We start from the raw sequence: 16,327 nt of genomic DNA, 5'->3' as shown, positions 1-16,327 counted from the left end.
GAGTGGGATGAGGGCATGACGGAGCTCAGCACGGGAATCGCGATCGCCGGCGCACATCGCACGGTGCGCAGGCTCGCCGAGGGCGAGGGGCCGTTCGCCGGCGAACTGGTGACCCGAGGCGATGGCGTCGCGGTGCGCATCGACGTCGCGCAGCTCGCGGGCTGGCCGGGGTGGCGGTTCGCCGGTGCGGAGCATGTCGCGGCCCCGGAGGACCTCGCCCTGCAGGCGGACCGGCAGGACGCCCTGCTCCCGTGGTGCGTGCGCTCCGCCGAGGCCCTTCTCGCGGAGCGGGGCGACGAGGGCGCGCTCGGGAACGGCGAGGCCGTGACGCTGGCGGTCAGCGTGCTGCGCGGGCTGGTCGAGTTGGGCGTCCTCGAAGGCGGCGACGAGGGCCCAGCCGGGCGGTGGTGGCTGACCGACGAGGGGCGGCCGGTGTTCGCGATCGGTGCGGGGGATCCGCCGCTCATCGCGAGCGGGAACCTGCTGGACGGGCTCGAGGCGGGGACCGACGACCGTGCCCTCGGCCGGGTGCTGCGGCGTCTGCGCGCGGCGTTGGACGAGCCGCGCCGCCTGCACGCCGAGGCCGCGCAGTGGGAGCAGGAACTGCTGGAGATCGCCGCCCCGCGACCCCTGCAGCACGTCGAGGGCGAGTCGCCGGTGCCGGCCGTTCGCGCCGTCGACCCGCCGGAACGGTCGCGCGCGGTGCGACGGCGGGAGCTGCGCGGGGCGGGGAACGCGCCATCCTCCGACAGGCGTCAGAGGCGTCGGGAGCCGGCGCAGAAGGTCATCGCCCGGCCTCGCCACGCTCTCGGAGTGCTCTCGGGCCGGATCGCAGCGACGCGGTCGTGGATCGGCGAGCGCGTGTTCGCGCGCCTCAGCGGGGAGCGGCGCCGACGCCGGGAACGGCGGGACGCTCCGTTCGCGCCCGCGTCCGTGCCGCGGGGGCGGCGCTGGCGGGGGCCGGCGATCGTCGCGGTCACTGCTGCGGCTGCTGTCGCCGCCGCGGGCGCTCTCTGGCCGGCGGGGACGGGGACGTCGCCGGCCGACGCGGCCGACCTGCGTCCGACCGCCTCGGCGTCACCGCATCCCGCCGCGGATTCTGCGCCGCCGCAGGGCCGGGCACCCGACCGAACGGAGTCGCCGCGGCCCGAGCCGACGCCAGGACCCTCTCGCCGGCAGGACCCGCTCGCCGCCGCGACCGAACTGGTCGACGCGGCTCGACGATGCCGTGCGGTGTCCGCTCCGAGCTGTGGCTCACTCTGGGATGCGGGCGGGAACGCGGGACGCGAGGTGCGCGGAGACGACGCGCCGCCGGTGCTGATCGAGGACTACGGCGATATCGCTGCGGTGCGGAACCCCGCCGACGGCGGTGCGCAGATGGTCGTGATCATCCGCCGGGACGACGGATGGCGGATCCGCGACGTGTACGACGTCGTGGATCCGCCATCCGGTGGGGCGGGTGCCCCGTGAGGTCTGGCTCTGCGTCAGGCGCCGAGCTGCGCGGCGAAGTCGGCCTCTTCCAGTCGGGCCTTCACGGCCGACAGGAAACGGGCGGCGTCCGCGCCGTCGATGATGCGGTGGTCGTACGACAGTGCGAGGTAGACGTACGAGCGGATCGCGATCGCCTGCTGGCCGTCGACCGAGACCACGCCGGGGCGCTTCACGACCGTGCCGGTCCCGAGGATCGCGGACTGCGGCAGGAAGACGACGGGGGTGTCGAACAGCGCGCCCCGCGAACCGGTGTTGGTCAGCGTGAACGTGCCGCCGGCGAGCTCGTCGGGCTTCAGCTTGTTGTCGCGGGTGCGCGCGGCGAGATCGGCGATCTCGTGCGCGATCTCCGCGATGTTCTTGGAGCCCGCGTCGCGCAGGACCGGCGTGAGCAGGCCGCGCTCGGTGTCGACCGCGATCGAGATGTTCTCGCTCGCCGGGTAGACGATGTTCGTGCCGTCGACGGTGGAGTTCACGATCGGGAACTCCTGCAGCGCCTCGGCGGCGGCGAGGGCGAAGAACGGCAGGAAGGACAGCTTGTCGCCGGTCTTCTGCTGGAACGAGCCCTTGACGCTGTCGCGGTAGTCGGACAGGCGGGTCACGTCGACCTCGACGACCGTGGTCAGCTGCGCCGTCTGCTGCATCGACGCCACGGCGCGCTCGGCGAGCACCTTGCGCAGACGCGACATCGGCTGCGTGGTGCCGCGCAGCGGGGAGATCTCGCGGGCCTTCTTCGGGGCCGCGGCGGGAGCCTGAGCCGTCCCGGCCGCGGGTGCGGCGGCGGCGTTCAGGACGTCCTCCTTGCGGATGCGTCCCCCCACGCCGGTTCCGGTGACCGAAGCCAGGTCGATGCCCTTCTCGGCCGCGAGGCGGCGCACGAGCGGCGTCACGTAGAGGGAGTCCGAACCGGAGTCCGCGGCCGGGGCGGACTGTGCCGAGGCCGGGGCAGGCTGGGCGGGAGCGGCCTGCGGAGCGGGTGCCTGCTGAGCGGGTGCCTGCTGAGCAGGAGCGGCCTGTGCGGGTGCCTCCTGCGCGGGTGCCTGAGCCTGCGGCGCCGGCGCGGGGGCCTCCTGGGCGGGCGCGGCGGCCGGAGCCTGCTGCGCCGGGGCCGGGGCGCCACTGCCGATGCGGGCGAGCACGGCGCCGACGGCGATGGTCTCGTCCTCGGCGGCGAGGATCTCCTGCAGCGTGCCCGCGACCGGCGAGGGGATCTCGGTGTCGACCTTGTCGGTCGAGATCTCCAGGAGCGGCTCGTCGACGGCCACGTCGTCGCCGACCTGCTTCAGCCAGCGGGTGACGGTGCCCTCGGTGACGCTCTCTCCCAGCTCGGGCAGACGCACCTCGGTCGCGTCCGAGGACGCGGCGGGGGCGGCGGCGGGCGCGGGTGCCTCAGCGGCCGGTGCAGGGGCTTCGGCCTGCGGCGCGGGCGTCTCAGCGGGCGCGGCCTGCTCGGCGGCCGGCGCAGCCGGGGCCTGGGCGCCGGAGCCGTCGCCGATGCGGGCGAGGATCGCGCCGATCTCGACGGTCTCGTCCTCTGCGACGAGGATCTCCTCGATCACCCCGCTGATCGGCGAGGGGATCTCGGTGTCGACCTTGTCGGTCGAGATCTCGAGAAGGCCCTCATCGGCCTGGACGGTGTCGCCGACCTGCTTGAGCCAACGGGTCACAGTGCCCTCGGTGACGCTCTCTCCGAGGGCGGGGAGGACCACGGGTGTGCTCATGACGGAGTCTCCTTAAGGATGTTCGTGATGGTGTTCAGCTTAGTGGGGAAGAGGCGATTCAGCCCAGTATTGATTTCCACGATGTGCAATAAAACTTTCATATCGCGTGAAGAGGCTTGCCGGCGAGAGCGAGGAAGGCCTCGCCGAGTGCCTCGCTCTGCGTCGGGTGCGCGTGGATGAGCGGGGCGATGTCCTCCGGGTGCGCCTCCCAGCTCACCGCGAGCTGCCCCTCGGTGATCAGCTCGCCGACGCGATCCCCGAGCAGGTGCACGCCGAGGACGGGACCGTCCTTCTGACGGACGACCTTGACGAGTCCGCCGGTGCCGATGATCTCGCTCTTGCCGTTGCCGGCGAGGTTGTACTCGTAGGAGACGATCGCGTCCGCGCCGTGCTCGGCGACCGCGGCCGCCTCGGTGACGCCCACCGACGCCACCTCCGGGCTGCAGTAGGTGACGCGGGGGATCTGCGCGTCGGGGATCACCGCGGGTGCGAGCCCCGCGATCCGCTCGGCCACTGCGATGCCCTGCAGGAAGCCGCGGTGCGCGAGCTGCAGGCCGGGGACGATGTCGCCGACCGCCCAGACGTGCTCGACGTTCGTGCGCAGCTCGGGATCCGTCGGCACGAAGCCGCGATCCATCGCGACGCCCGCCTCCTCGAAGCCGAGCCCCGCCGTCGCCGGGCCGCGCCCGACGGCCACGAGCAGGTAGTCCGCCTCGAAGGCCGTGCCGTTCTCCAGGGTGACCGTCACGGCGTCCTCGGTCTGGGTCGCGCTCGCGAACCGGACGCCGAGCGAGTACGCGATGCCGCGGCGGCGGAAGGCGCGCTCCAGGCCCTTGCTGAGCGCGACGTCCTCATTCGGCGCGAGGTGCTCGAGCGCCTCGACGATCGTGACCTCGGCGCCGAACGAGCGCCACACGCTCGCGAACTCGACGCCGATCACGCCGCCGCCGAGGATGACGACCCGCTGCGGCACCTCCTCGAGCGCGAGCGCCTGCTCGCTGGTGAGGATCCGCCCGCCGATCTCGAGTCCGGGCAGCGACCGGCTGTACGAACCGGTCGCGAGGATCACGTCGGTGCCGGTGTAGACGTCGTCGCCGACCGCGACCGCACGGTCGGGGCGGAGGGAGCCCTCGCCCGTGACCACGGTGATGCCGCGCGCCTTGATCAGGCCTTCCAGTCCCTTGTACTTCTTCGCGACGATGCCCTCGCGGTAGCTGCGGACGCCAGCGGGATCGATGCCGTCGAAGGAGGCGCCCACGCCGTACTTGGCGGCGTCGCGCACGTTCTCCGCGATCTCGGCGGAGTGCAGCAGCGCCTTCGTCGGGATGCACCCTCGGTGCAGGCAGGTGCCGCCGACCTTGTCCTTCTCGATGAGGGCGACGGACTTGCCCAGCTCGGCGGCGCGCAGGGCGGCCGCATAGCCGCCGCTGCCGCCGCCGAGGATGACGATGTCGAACGTGTGAGTGGTCATGCGTGTGCTCCGTTCGATGCGGCGCCGGTCGCCCTGGCTTCGGCGAAGGAGATCAGGGTGCGCACGATGGCACCGGTCGCGCCCTTCTCGGTGAACCCGTAGGGGGCGCCCTTGTGCTCCGAGGAGCCCGCGATGTCGAGATGCGCCCACGGGATCCGCGGGGCGTCGCTCTCGGTGCCGTCTTCCGCTGCGGTGCGGCCGACGAAGCGGCGCAGGAACAGCCCCGCGAAGAGAGCGCCTCCGGCCGGATCGCCGATCTTGGCGTTCACCAGGTCGGCGATGGGCGACTTGAGCTCGTCCTCCATGTGCTCCGGCAGCGGCATCGGCCAGGCGGGCTCGCCGGCGAGCGAGGCCGCGTTGAGCACCTCCTGCACGGTGGCGTCGTCTCCGAACACGCCGGTGTGGCGCATCCCGAGGGCGACGATGATCGCGCCGGTGAGGGTGGCGACATCGAGGATCACGTCGGGCTGTTCGCGGCTCGCGGCGACCAGGCCGTCGCCCAGCACGAGACGGCCCTCGGCATCGGTGTTGAGCACCTCGACGGTCTGGCCGTCGAGCAGCCGCAGCACGTCGCCCGGCCGGATCGCGCTTCCGGACGGCATGTTGTCCGCGACGCAGAGCCAGGCCGTGACGCGGACGGGCAGGCCGAGCGTGGCGATCGCCTTCGTCGCGGCCAGGATGCTCGCCGCACCCGCCATGTCCGTCTTCATGCCGACCATGCTCGCGGCGGGCTTCAGGGACAGGCCGCCCGTGTCGAACGTGATGCCCTTGCCGACCAGCGCGATGTGCGATCCGGCGCCGGCGGGCGCGTAGTCGAGGCGCACCAGGCGCGGCGGTCGCGCCGAGCCCTGCCCGACCCCGAGGATGCCGCCGTAGCCGCCCTCGGCGAGTGCGGTCTCATCGAGGATCTCGACGCTCACGTCCAGGTCCTCGAGCGCCTCGGTCGCCCGGGCGGCGAGGTCGGCGGGACCGAGCCATTCCGCGGGGGTGGTGACCAGGTCGCGGGTCAGGGCAACGGCATCGGCCAGGGCGCGGGCCCTGGCGGCGTCCGCGTCCGAGACCGCGGCGTGCAGCACGACCACGAAGGCGCGCTGCGGCTGCTCGCCGGAGCGGTAGCCGTCGAACCGGTACCCCCCGAGCAGGGCGCCCTCGGCCGCGGCGGTCGCGAACGGCGCGACCGCGTCGGAGAGCAGGACCGAGACCCGGGGGAACCCGGTCAGCGTCCGCAGTGCCGTTCCGACGGCCTCGCGGACGGCGTTCGCGTCGGGCGCGGATCCGGCGCTCACCACCGCGACCGGGACGTCGGCGACGTCCGGCGCGGGGATCCGGGTGAAAGCGCCCGCCTTCCCGGTGAAGCCGACCGCGGTGAGCGGTGCGTGGATGGAGGGGAAGGGTTTCAGGTCGGCCGGGGTGTCGGTCAGACCGGCGACGACGAGCACGACCGCATCCGCGTTCGCGTCCGCCGGAGCGCCTGGTGAGAGCTCGAGCGCAGGAGACGTCATGGCACCCATCCTAGGTTCGGCGGGGTGCGCGCCGTCCGGAGGCGCAGGACGCGTGTTCGCTCTCAGCGCTCATCGGACCCGGCGGAGGAACCGGCTCGTAGCATGGAGTCATGCCCATCTCCGGAGAGATCCACGAACACGTCGCCCGCGTGGGGGGCGTGCCGTCCGGCCTGCCTCTGGTCGTCCTGCTGACCGGCTTCACGGATGCCGGGTCCGCGGTCTCCGGGCTGATCGAGCACCTCACCGAGACCGCGGATCCCGAGCCGCTGCTGGTGTTCGACAACGACGTGCTGCTCGACTACCGCGCCCGTCGCCCGGTGCTCACCTTCGATCAGGATCACATCGTCGAGCTGCGCCCGGCCAGGCTCGAGCTGTCGCTGGCGCACGACGCGCTCGCGCGGCCGTTCCTGCTGCTGAGCGGCTACGAGCCGGACTTCGCCTGGAACGCCTTCGCCGACGTCGTGCTCGACTTCGCCGCCGAGCACGAGGTCTCCACCGTGACCTGGGTGCACTCGATCGCCATGCCGGTGCCGCACACGCGGCCGATCGGCGTCACGGTCAGCGGCAACAGGGCCGAGCTCACCGCCGCGCACTCGGTCTGGCGTCCGCGCACCCAGGTGCCCGGCACCGTCGGGCACCTGCTGGAGTACCGGTTCGTGCAGAGCGAGCGCAGTGTCGCGAGCTTCGTGCTGCTGATCCCGCACTACCTCGCCGACACCGAGTATCCGGATGCGGTGCTCACCGCGGCGGACAAGGTGATGGCCGCGACCGGCCTGGTGCTGCTCACCGACGAGTTGCGGGAGAAGCGCGTCGGCTATCTCGAGCGCGTCGACGAGCAGGTCGCCGAGAACGAGGAGCTCGCGCAGATGGTGCGGACCCTGGAGCACCGCTACGACGCGTACATGGCCGGCCTCGAGGTCGAGGGCGAATCTCCGGCCGAGTTCACCGAGGGCTCGCTGCCGAGCGCCGACGAGCTGGCCGCCGAACTGGAGCGCTTCCTCGCCACCCGTCCCGGCGACGACGACAAGAACGGGCGCGCCTGAGCGACGGCACCGGGCCGGAACGGCGGGTCCGTCGTGGGGATCCGGCGGATTCCGCCGACTCGGAGCCGGACGCGGCGGAGTGTGACATACTTATTCGGCGACCCGTTGTCAACCATCCGTCTGCGAGGACGAGGACTTGACAAGGGTCTTACTAGTGTCCGAAATGGCCCGGGGAGCCCGCGCAGCTCCCCGTTGAAAGGCGAGACGTGACGACTGCCACGAAGAAGAACACCCGGACGAAGACCGCGGCGACCGATCCCGAGGAGGTCGCGGCCGAGACGGCCGCTGCCGCCGAGGCGCCTGCTGCGAAGAAGGCCGCGGCGAAGAAGCCGGCGGCGAGCAAGGCTCCGGCCGCCAAGAAGACCTCCCGTGCCAAGAAGGACGAGGACGCGGGCGAGGAGCACGCCCCCGCGACGGACGACGTCGCGAACGACGACGACGGCGACGAGGAGGGCGCGAAGCCCGCCTTCACCGAGCCGCTGCCCACCGGCGCGATCCGGATCAGCTCGACTGACGAGGACGACGTCCCCGTCTACTCGACCCAGATCACCGGCGCGACCGCCGACCCGGTCAAGGACTACCTGAAGCAGATCGGTAAGGTCGCGCTGCTGAACGCGGCCGAAGAGGTCGAGCTCGCGATGCGGATCGAAGCCGGTCTGTTCGCAGAGGAGAAGCTGTCGCACATGTCGGCGGCCGAGAAGACCAGCCAGCTCGGACTCGACCTGCAGTGGGTCGCCCGGGACGGCCAGCGTGCCAAGAGCCACCTGCTCGGCGCCAACCTGCGCCTCGTGGTCTCGCTCGCCAAGCGCTACACCGGTCGCGGCATGCAGTTCCTGGATCTCATCCAGGAGGGCAACCTCGGCCTGATCCGCGCGGTGGAGAAGTTCGACTACACCAAGGGCTTCAAGTTCTCGACCTACGCGACGTGGTGGATCCGCCAGGCGATCACGCGCGCCATGGCCGACCAGGCGCGCACGATCCGCATCCCGGTGCACATGGTCGAGGTCATCAACAAGCTGGCCCGCGTGCAGCGGCAGATGCTGCAGGACCTGGGCCGCGAACCCACCCCGGAGGAGCTGAGCCGCGAGCTCGACATGACCCCGGAGAAGGTCATCGAGGTGCAGAAGTACGGCCGCGAGCCGATCTCGCTGCACACCCCCCTCGGTGAGGACGGCGACAGCGAGTTCGGCGACCTCATCGAGGACACCGAGGCCGTGGTCCCCGCGGATGCGGTCGGCTTCACGATGCTGCAGCGTCAGCTCGAGCAGCTGCTCGACTCCCTGTCCGAGCGCGAGGCGGGCGTGATCCGCATGCGCTTCGGTCTCGGCGACGGCCAGCCCAAGACGCTCGACCAGATCGGCGACACCTTCGGGGTGACCCGGGAGCGGATCCGTCAGATCGAGTCCAAGACGATGGCGAAGCTGCGCCACCCGAGCCGATCGCAGTCGCTGCGGGACTACCTCGAGTGAGCGCGGAGGCGAAGCCGAACGACGGCAAGAACCTCGAGATCTCGGTCGAGGGCGCGCGCTGGCTGCGGATCCCGATCCGCACCAGGGTGGTCATGCCGGGCGACGTGCTCGCCGACGTCGTGCGCGAGTACGCCGCGGGTGAGGTGAAGGCGGGCGACCTCCTCTTCATCACCGAGAAGATCGTCGGGATCACGCAGGGACGGTCGTTCCTGCTCGAGGAGATCCAGCCGCGCAGGCTCGCGTTCTTCCTGTCGAAGTACGTCACCCGTACGCCCTACGGCATCGGGCTCGGCATGCCGGAGACCATGGAGATGGCGCTGCGGGAGTGCGGCACGCCGCGGATCCTGTTCGCGGCCGCCGTGTCCGCGGTGACCAAGGCGTTCGGCCGCCGCGGCGACTTCTACCGGATCGCCGGGGAGAAGGCGCGCGCGATCGACGGACCCACCGAGGGCACGATGCCACCGTACGACCGGTCCGTGGTGCTGGGTCCCGCGCGTCCCCGCGAGGTCGCGCACGAGATGCGGCAGCTGCTCGGCGGCGTCTGCGACGTGGCCGTGGTCGACATCAACGACCTCGGCGGCAACATCCTCGGATCCACCCTGGACAAGGCGGGGGAGAAGCGCCTCGTCGCGATCCTCAAGGACAACCCGCTCGGCCAGGGCACGGAGTCGACGCCCCTCGGCATCATCCGCCCGGCCTGAGCCGCTCACGCCAGGAAGAAGGCCGCCCGTCATCGCGACGGGCGGCCTTCTTCGTGCATTCAGAACCCGATCGCGGCCTGATAGCGCGGCCTGTGTCCGGTGCGGATCCCCGAGACGCTGGGCTTGTTCTCGTACACGCCGGCGCCCCAGTTGCCCTCGACGAGCACGGGGCCGTCCGGGCCGACCACGATGTCCCAGCCGACGTACTGCACCTGCGGGACGACGCGCGCCACCCGGTCGACGAACGCCTTGACGTCGTCGATCATGGGCAGCTGGAAGTCGGCGATCCGGAAGCCGGAGTCCGGGTGCAGCTCGTGCACGTGCCCGTGCGAGTCGTAGCCGGCGCTGACCGCGTGGCCGTCGTCGTCGAGCATCGTGTAGAAGCCGCCGAACGACATCTGGTCGCTCACCTCGCCGCGGCCGAACTTCTGCGCCATCGCGAGGATGTGAGTCTTCTCGCCGTCGAAGAACGCGGTCACCCGCGTCGTGTTGACCGTGCCGGGGCAGACCGCGGCGAGGTCGGGGTGCTGCCGGATGACCTCTTCGACGAGGAGGCGCCCCTGGCCGAGCAGGTCGGCGTGGAAGGCGTTCCAGTCCGCGATGTCGGCCGCGTGGTAGCGGAACACGCCGGATCCGGCCTGGCCCATCGGCGTTTTCACGATGACGGTTCCCTGGCGCTGCACGAAGTCGCGCAGCTCGTCGGCGTTGCCGGGCTTCACGACCATCCACTCGCGGCGGAGGAAGTCGGAGAACTTCTCGTCGAACTCGATCTTGTCGTGGAACAGGTGCCGATAGTCGGGGTGCGCGTAGCGCTCCGAGATCTGGTTCGAGATCGGGTGCGTCATGTAGGTGGCGCGCTCGGCGCGGTTCAGGATCGCGAAGTCGTAGTCGATGTAGTCCTGGAACCCGACGTTGTGCCGGCCGGCCGACCAGAGCATGTCCACCACGATGACGGGGACGGCCTTCCCGTGCTGCGCTGACGCCTCCTTGGCGCGCTCGATCACCGAGCCGACATTGATGCGACGGGCGCGCTCGGCGAGATAGCCGAGACGGGAGGTGAGGCCGAGGCCGTTCGAGGGCATGCGTTCTCCGGGTCGAGGGTCAGGAACCGGTCCATTCTAGGCGGCCCGCCTCCGAGACCCCCGGGACCGGCCCTGCCGGTGGCCGTCTCAGCCCCGCCGGTAGGCTGGACGGGTGAACGAGCCGGCTGCGACCCCCGTGCGGAGCGCGACGCTTCGTTCCCTGATCTCGCGCTCGGCGCTCGTCACGGGTGCGGCCAGGGCGGTCGCCGCGGGCGGTCGCGGGATCGCCGATCTCCGGCGGGACGCCTGGGGGCACGGGCTCCTCGAGACGGCACGCGTCGCGATCGACGCCGGCGCCCGTGCGGTGCGCGTGGACGGCGCGGCGGAGGTCGACGTGCTGCGCGCCGAGGGCATCGCGGCGACCTGCGACGAGCAGGCGGATCTCGAGCCGCGCCTGCTGTACGGACTGCCCGACGCGGCCGGAGAGCTTCCGGGGGCTCCGGCGATGCGCGTCGTCGGGCGGGTGCTGTCCACGAAGGACGTCGAGGCCGGCGGCGGCGTCTCGTACGGCTACATCCACCGCGCGCCGCGGGACTCCCGGCTCGCGCTCGTCACCGGCGGCTACGCGCAGGGCGTCGTCCGCGCGCTCGGCAGCAGAGCGTCGGTCGAGATCGACGGTGTGCTGCGTCCGATCGTCGGGCGGATCGCGATGGACGTCTGCGTCGTCGACATCGGCGGCCTCCCGGTCGCGCTGGGCGCCGAGGTCACCTACTTCGGCGGGAGCGGCCCGCAGGCGGGCGCCGTGGCGGACTGGGCGCGGATCACGGGCATGACCGTCGGCGAGCTCGTCGCGGTCGTCGGGCGGCGGACGGAGCGCGCATGGGAGGCATGACCGGACCGGTGCTCCGCGTCTCGGAGAGCGTGCTGCAGGCGAACATCGCCGCGGTCCTCGCGCGGGTGGATCCCGCGATCCTGATGATGGTCGTGAAGGACGACGCATACGGACACGGCGCGGCGCAGGCGGCCAGAGTCGCGGTCGGCGCGGGCGTCGGGTGGATCGGCGCCTACGACATCCCGACCGCGCTGCTGCTGCGCGAAGACCTGGGGGCGGGTCCGCGGCTGTTCGCCTGGGCCACCTCGGAGGACACGGAGGTCGACGCGGCCCTGCGCGCGGACATCGATCTGGGCGTCGGCACACTCGACTACCTGCACCGGGTCGTGGCCAGGGCCCAGGCGCTCGGCGCCCCGGCGCGCATCCATCTCAAGGTCGACACCGGGCTGCACCGCAACGGCCTGTCCGCCGCGGAGTGGGATGAGGGCGTCGGCATCGCCCTGCGCGCGCAGGCGCACGGGCACGTCGAGCTGGTCGGCGTCTGGAGCCACCTCGCCGAAGCCAGCGACGAGGAGGACGACCTGGCCCAGGCGCGCTTCCTCGCCGCGATCGAGCGCGCCTGCGAGCTCGGCGCCGAGCTGCCGTACCGGCACCTCACCGCGTCCGCGGCGACCTGGGCGCGGCCGGAGCTGCGCGGCACGCTCGTCCGCGTCGGCGCGTTCTGCTACGGCGTCCGGTCGGCGGGCGGCCCCGATCTGCCCGGCATCGCGCCGGTCGCCGAGCTCGTCGCGACCGTGCAGCGGATCGACGGCGACGAGGTCGTCGTCGGCATCGGATCGTTCGACGGCCTGCCCTCGACGCTCGCCGGGCGGGTCGAGGTCGGCACCCCCGCGGGAGCGCGGACGCTGCGCGCGGTCGAGCCGGACGCGGCGCGCGTGGCGGCCTGGCCCAGGGCGGCTGTCGGCGACGAGGTCGTGCTGTTCGGCCGCGGCCGATCCGGCGACTCCTCGCCGACGACGCTCGCCGAGGCGATCGACACGGTCGGCGAGGAGATCCTCTGCCGGCTCACCGCGCACGTGCGCCGCGAATACTGCTGAAGCCCTCGCGGCCCCAGGGGGACACGCAGAAGCGCCCGATGTCGCGGGACACCGGGCGCTTCTGTCTAGGAGCGGTTCAGGATTCGAGGAGGCGCGAGGTCTCGTCGTGCCAGCTCGTCGCCACCGCACGGAGCTTCTCCTCGTACTTGCGTCCGTGGTGGGCGCAGAACAGGAGCTCGCTGCCGTTGACCTCGGCGGCGATGTAGGCCTGGGCTCCGCAGGAGTCGCATCGGTCCATCGCCGTGAGGCGGGGGATGACGTTGGTGTCCCTTTCGGTCGTCGCGTTCATCTCGATGCCTCCTCTAATCTCGAATCCGCTGTGGAGCGTGCTCAATACAACCACGCAGAGCTGGGAGTCATGCCCGTGGGTCGGCGTGTTTCGCTGACCGCGTACGCCGGTGCCTTCCGCTTCGTTACGCGCTAGGAGTGTCGCCCGGCCGGGCACGGCGCCGCTCGATACGATGGTTGATTGTGACAGCCGAGTACTCCGCCCACCACCTCCAGGTCCTCGAGGGTCTCGAAGCGGTCCGCAAGCGGCCCGGGATGTACATCGGCTCGAACGGCTCGCCGGGACTCATGCACTGTCTCTGGGAGATCATCGACAACGCCGTCGACGAGGCCGTCGCGGGCAACGGATCCCGGATCGACATCATCCTGCACCCCGACGGCAGCGTCGAGGTGCACGACCGCGGCCGGGGCATCCCCGTCGACGTCGAGCCGCGCACCGGCCTCACCGGCGTCGAGGTCGTCTTCACCAAGCTGCACGCGGGCGGCAAGTTCGGCGGCGGATCCTACGCCGCGTCCGGCGGCCTGCACGGCGTCGGCGCCTCGGTCGTCAACGCGCTGTCCGAGCGCCTCGACGTCGAAGTCGACCGCGGCGGCAAGGTCTACGCGATGTCGTTCCATCGCGGCGAGCCCGGCATCTTCACCGATGCGGGGGAGAAGCGCCCGGACGCACCGTTCACGCCCTTCCAGGACAACAGCGAGCTGCGCGTCATCGGCAAGGCGCCGCGCGGCGTGACGGGGACGCGGATCCGCTACTGGGCGGACCGCCAGATCTTCACGAAGGACGCGGCCTTCCAGCTCGCGGACCTGGAGACCCGCGCGCGCCAGACCGCGTTCCTCGTGCCGGGACTCGAACTCGTCGTCCGGGACGAGCGCGCCGCGGCCGACCCCGATGCCGCGGACGGCGTGAATGAGACGTCGTACCACTACGAGGGCGGGATCTCCGAGTTCGTGGAATACCTCGCCACGGATGCGCCGGTGACGGACACCTGGCGGGTGCAGGGCGAGGGCACCTTCAAGGAGACGGTCCCGGTGCTGCAGGCCGACGGCCACATGATCGCGACCGAGGTGGAGCGCACCTGCGCGGTGGACATCGCGATGCGCTGGGGCACGGGTTACGAGACCACGACGCGCTCGTTCGTGAACATCATCGCCACGCCCAAGGGCGGCACGCACCAGCAGGGCTTCGAGCAGGAACTGCTGAAGGTGCTCCGCGCCCAGGTCGAGCAGAACGCGCGCCGGCTGAAGGTCGGCAGCGACAAACTCGAGAAGGACGACGTGCTCGCCGGCCTCACGGCCGTGCTGACGGTGAACCTGCCGGAGCCGCAGTTCGAGGGGCAGACCAAGGAGGTGCTCGGCACCCCTGCGGTCCGCCAGATCGTCGCGCAGGTGCTCCGCAGGGACCTCGGCGAACGCTTCGCGTCGACCAAGCGCGACGACAAGAGCCAGACCAGCCAGCTGCTCGACAAGATCGTCGCCGAGATGAAGGCGCGCGTCTCCGCCCGCGCGCACAAGGAGACGCAGCGCCGCAAGAACGCCCTGGAGTCGTCGTCGCTGCCGGCCAAGCTCGTGGACTGCCGCTCGACCGACGTCGCACAGACCGAGCTGTTCATCGTCGAGGGCGACTCCGCGCTCGGCACGGCCAAGCATGCCCGCACCAGCGAGTATCAGGCGCTGCTGCCGATCCGGGGCAAGATCCTGAACGTGCAGAAGGCGTCGATCAGCGACATGCTCTCGAACGCCGAGTGCGCGTCGATCATCCAGGTGATCGGCGCGGGATCCGGCCGCTCCTTCGACCTCTCCACCGCGCGCTACGGGAAGATCATCCTGATGAGCGACGCCGACGTGGACGGCGCGCACATCCGCACGCTGCTGCTCACGCTGTTCTTCCGCTACATGCGCCCGCTGATCGAGGACGGCAGGGTGTTCGCCGCCGTGCCGCCGCTGCACCGCGTGATCGTGATGAACCCGGGATCGAAGCCGAACGAGACGATCTACACGTACAGCGAGCAGGAGCTGCACACGCTGCTCGCGAAGCTGCGCAAGCAGAACAAGCGCTGGCACGAGCCGATCCAGCGGTACAAGGGCCTCGGTGAGATGGACGCGGAGCAGCTCGCCTCGACCACGATGGACCGCTCCGGACGCCTGCTGCGCCGGGTGCGCATGGAGGACGCCGAGGTCGCAGGGCGGGTGTTCGAGCTGCTCATGGGCAACGAGGTCGCGCCGCGCCGCGAGTTCATCATCGACTCCTCGGACCGGCTCGCCCGCGACGCCATCGACGCGTGAGCTCGCCGCTTCCTCCCGGCGTGGCGCTGCGGTCGGCGGTGCCGGACGACCTCGACGCGATCGCGGCGCTCAAGGAGCGGGTGCTGCGCCGGGATCTCGAGCCGCTCGTCGGCTGGGATCCTGATCGCTCCCGCGCACGGGTCGCGGAGCACTTCTCGACGGCGCACACGCGCATGGTTCTCGTGGACGGCCGCCTGGCGGGGACGATCACCCTGCGCGACGCCGACGAGGCGCTGTGGCTGGAGATGTTCTATCTGGACGAGGCGCACCAGGGCCGGGGGATCGGCTCCGCGATCCTGCGTGCCGTTCTCAGCGCGGCTCCGGACGACCGTCCGCTGCGGCTGCAGGTGCTCGTCGGCTCCGCGGCCCGTCGGCTGTACGAGCGGCACGGCTTCGTCGTCGAGCACGACGACGGGGTCGACATCTGGATGCGCCGGGACCCGGGCGGGTCTTCCGGTTCTGCGGATACCGCTTGACAGACTGAGACGATGGTCGCCGTCGTCTCCGCCCCCACGAACCTCGGACTGCGCCCGCCTGTGCGCGGCAGCGTGCCCGGGACGGCGAAGGCTCCTGAGGCGCTCCGCGAGGCCGGACTGCACCGGCTGCTGCACGCTCGTGGTGCGGTCGACGGCGGCATCGTGCTGCCCGGGCGCTACGTGGACGACGACGGCAGGCGCCCGCCCGGCATGGTGCGGAACCAGGCGGCGCTCGTCGACCACGCGCGCCGGCTCGCGCATCGGCTGTTCGAGATCCGCGAGTCGGGAGAGGCACCGCTCGTGCTCGGCGGCGACTGCAGCCTGGTGATCGGCGCCGGCCTCGCGTCCCGCGTCGGCGGCGGGGGAGGGCTGGTGCACATCGACGGGCACACCGACTTCCGCCATCCCGGCAACAGTGACGCCGTCGCAAGCGTGGCGGGGGAGGATCTTGCCGCCGCGATCGGGCTGCACCTGCCCGAGCTCTCCGACATCGACGGGCTCGCCCCGTACTTCTCTCCCGGGCAGACCGCGCACGTCGGCTGCCGGTACGCGGATCCGCACGCGGACGAGCTGCGCGGCATCATCGGGCTGGTCGTGCCCGCCGACGACGTGATCCTGCACGGCGGGGCGAGGGCGGCCGCGCGGGTGCGGGCGGTGGAGGGACTCGAGCGCGGCTACTGGATCCAGGTGGATGTGGACGTCCTGGATCCGGCGCACATGCCCGCGGTGGACAGCCCGGATCCGGGCGGCCTCTCCCCGGACGAGCTGATCGGGCTGCTCGCCGCGCTCGCGCCGCATGCCTGGGGCGCCGCGGTGACGGTGTTCGACCCGGATCTCGACCCGGACGGCGTGCACGCGCGCACGGTCGTGGACGTGGTCGCGGAGGGGCTCGGCGAGCTGGGCAGCGCCGCCGGGGACTGAGGACCGCGGCCCG

General features: G+C 71.8%; 14 protein-coding genes. 9 read left to right on the top strand and 5 right to left on the bottom strand.

What is annotated here, in order from left to right; all coding sequences use genetic code 11:
* Positions 1–15 precede the first annotated feature (15 nt).
* Entirely contained in the window at positions 16–1,470 is a 1,455-nt protein-coding gene (locus ACTJJZ_RS06820) for a hypothetical protein (RefSeq protein ID WP_440720433.1), read from the top strand.
* 14 nt (positions 1,471–1,484) lie between these two features.
* Here ACTJJZ_RS06820 and sucB read toward each other — a convergent pair whose 3' ends face one another.
* The 3 genes from sucB to ACTJJZ_RS06805 form a co-directional block, all read right to left on the bottom strand.
* A complete protein-coding gene (sucB, locus tag ACTJJZ_RS06815) occupies positions 1,485–3,209 on the bottom strand; it encodes a 2-oxoglutarate dehydrogenase, E2 component, dihydrolipoamide succinyltransferase (RefSeq protein ID WP_440720432.1) in 1,725 nt (574 codons plus the stop codon).
* A 97-nt stretch (positions 3,210–3,306) separates the two neighbouring features.
* Positions 3,307–4,680: a dihydrolipoyl dehydrogenase gene (gene lpdA, locus ACTJJZ_RS06810; protein WP_440720431.1), complete on the bottom strand. Its 1,374-nt coding sequence runs from the start codon at positions 4,678–4,680 to the stop codon at positions 3,307–3,309.
* Complete coding sequence (locus ACTJJZ_RS06805; RefSeq protein WP_440720430.1) at positions 4,677–6,182, bottom strand: leucyl aminopeptidase; 1,506 nt, start codon at positions 6,180–6,182, stop codon at positions 4,677–4,679. Before ACTJJZ_RS06805 ends, lpdA begins: the two co-directional genes overlap by 4 nt.
* A gap of 110 nt (positions 6,183–6,292) precedes the next feature.
* Between ACTJJZ_RS06805 and ACTJJZ_RS06800 the strand changes: the two genes are divergently transcribed.
* The 3 genes from ACTJJZ_RS06800 to ACTJJZ_RS06790 all read left to right on the top strand — a co-directional run bounded on the left by ACTJJZ_RS06800 (position 6,293) and on the right by ACTJJZ_RS06790 (position 9,395).
* On the top strand, positions 6,293–7,225 hold the full coding sequence (locus tag ACTJJZ_RS06800; protein WP_440720429.1) for a proteasome assembly chaperone family protein: 933 nt from the start codon (positions 6,293–6,295) through the stop codon (positions 7,223–7,225).
* A 206-nt stretch (positions 7,226–7,431) separates the two neighbouring features.
* Positions 7,432–8,694, top strand: a complete 1,263-nt coding sequence (locus tag ACTJJZ_RS06795; protein ID WP_440720428.1) for an RNA polymerase sigma factor — start codon at positions 7,432–7,434, stop codon at positions 8,692–8,694.
* A complete protein-coding gene (locus ACTJJZ_RS06790; protein ID WP_440720427.1) occupies positions 8,691–9,395 on the top strand; it encodes a coenzyme F420-0:L-glutamate ligase in 705 nt (234 codons plus the stop codon). Before ACTJJZ_RS06795 ends, ACTJJZ_RS06790 begins: the two co-directional genes overlap by 4 nt.
* A gap of 59 nt (positions 9,396–9,454) precedes the next feature.
* On the opposite strand, the gene ACTJJZ_RS06785 is transcribed toward ACTJJZ_RS06790, so the two are convergent.
* The gene (locus ACTJJZ_RS06785; protein ID WP_440720426.1) at positions 9,455–10,477 is read right to left on the bottom strand and encodes a sugar-transfer associated ATP-grasp domain-containing protein; all 1,023 of its coding nucleotides are present in this window, start codon (positions 10,475–10,477) and stop codon (positions 9,455–9,457) included.
* Between the two features lie 112 nt (positions 10,478–10,589).
* On the opposite strand from ACTJJZ_RS06785, the gene ACTJJZ_RS06780 reads away from it, so the two are divergent.
* The gene (locus tag ACTJJZ_RS06780) at positions 10,590–11,309 is read left to right on the top strand and encodes an alanine racemase (protein WP_440720425.1); all 720 of its coding nucleotides are present in this window, start codon (positions 10,590–10,592) and stop codon (positions 11,307–11,309) included.
* Positions 11,297–12,346 carry an alanine racemase gene (locus ACTJJZ_RS06775; RefSeq protein ID WP_440720424.1) on the top strand — a complete coding sequence of 350 codons (1,050 nt, stop codon included), beginning with the start codon at positions 11,297–11,299 and terminating at the stop codon, positions 12,344–12,346. Before ACTJJZ_RS06780 ends, ACTJJZ_RS06775 begins: the two co-directional genes overlap by 13 nt.
* Before the next feature lie 76 nt (positions 12,347–12,422).
* On the opposite strand, the gene ACTJJZ_RS06770 is transcribed toward ACTJJZ_RS06775, so the two are convergent.
* A complete protein-coding gene (locus ACTJJZ_RS06770; RefSeq protein WP_440720423.1) occupies positions 12,423–12,635 on the bottom strand; it encodes a DUF7455 domain-containing protein in 213 nt (70 codons plus the stop codon).
* A 182-nt stretch (positions 12,636–12,817) separates the two neighbouring features.
* Here ACTJJZ_RS06770 and ACTJJZ_RS06765 point away from each other — a divergent pair, with 182 nt between their 5' ends.
* The 3 genes from ACTJJZ_RS06765 to ACTJJZ_RS06755 are packed head-to-tail and all read left to right on the top strand — an operon-like array spanning position 12,818 to position 16,314.
* Complete coding sequence (locus ACTJJZ_RS06765) at positions 12,818–14,917, top strand: DNA gyrase/topoisomerase IV subunit B (protein ID WP_440720422.1); 2,100 nt, start codon at positions 12,818–12,820, stop codon at positions 14,915–14,917.
* Positions 14,914–15,393, top strand: a complete 480-nt coding sequence (locus ACTJJZ_RS06760) for a GNAT family N-acetyltransferase (RefSeq protein WP_440720421.1) — start codon at positions 14,914–14,916, stop codon at positions 15,391–15,393. The genes ACTJJZ_RS06765 and ACTJJZ_RS06760 overlap by 4 nt, the downstream gene beginning before the upstream one ends.
* A 12-nt stretch (positions 15,394–15,405) precedes the next feature.
* Positions 15,406–16,314 (top strand): arginase family protein, encoded by a 909-nt coding sequence (locus tag ACTJJZ_RS06755; RefSeq protein WP_440720420.1) that lies wholly within the window; start codon positions 15,406–15,408, stop codon positions 16,312–16,314.
* Positions 16,315–16,327: the final 13 nt, after the last annotated feature.

The sequence above is a fragment of the Microbacterium sp. 22242 genome (assembly GCF_052045495.1).
Classification (GTDB): Bacteria; Actinomycetota; Actinomycetes; order Actinomycetales; family Microbacteriaceae; genus Microbacterium.
Note: the sequence above shows the minus strand (reverse complement) of the source record. Positions and strands in the feature narration are given on the sequence as shown.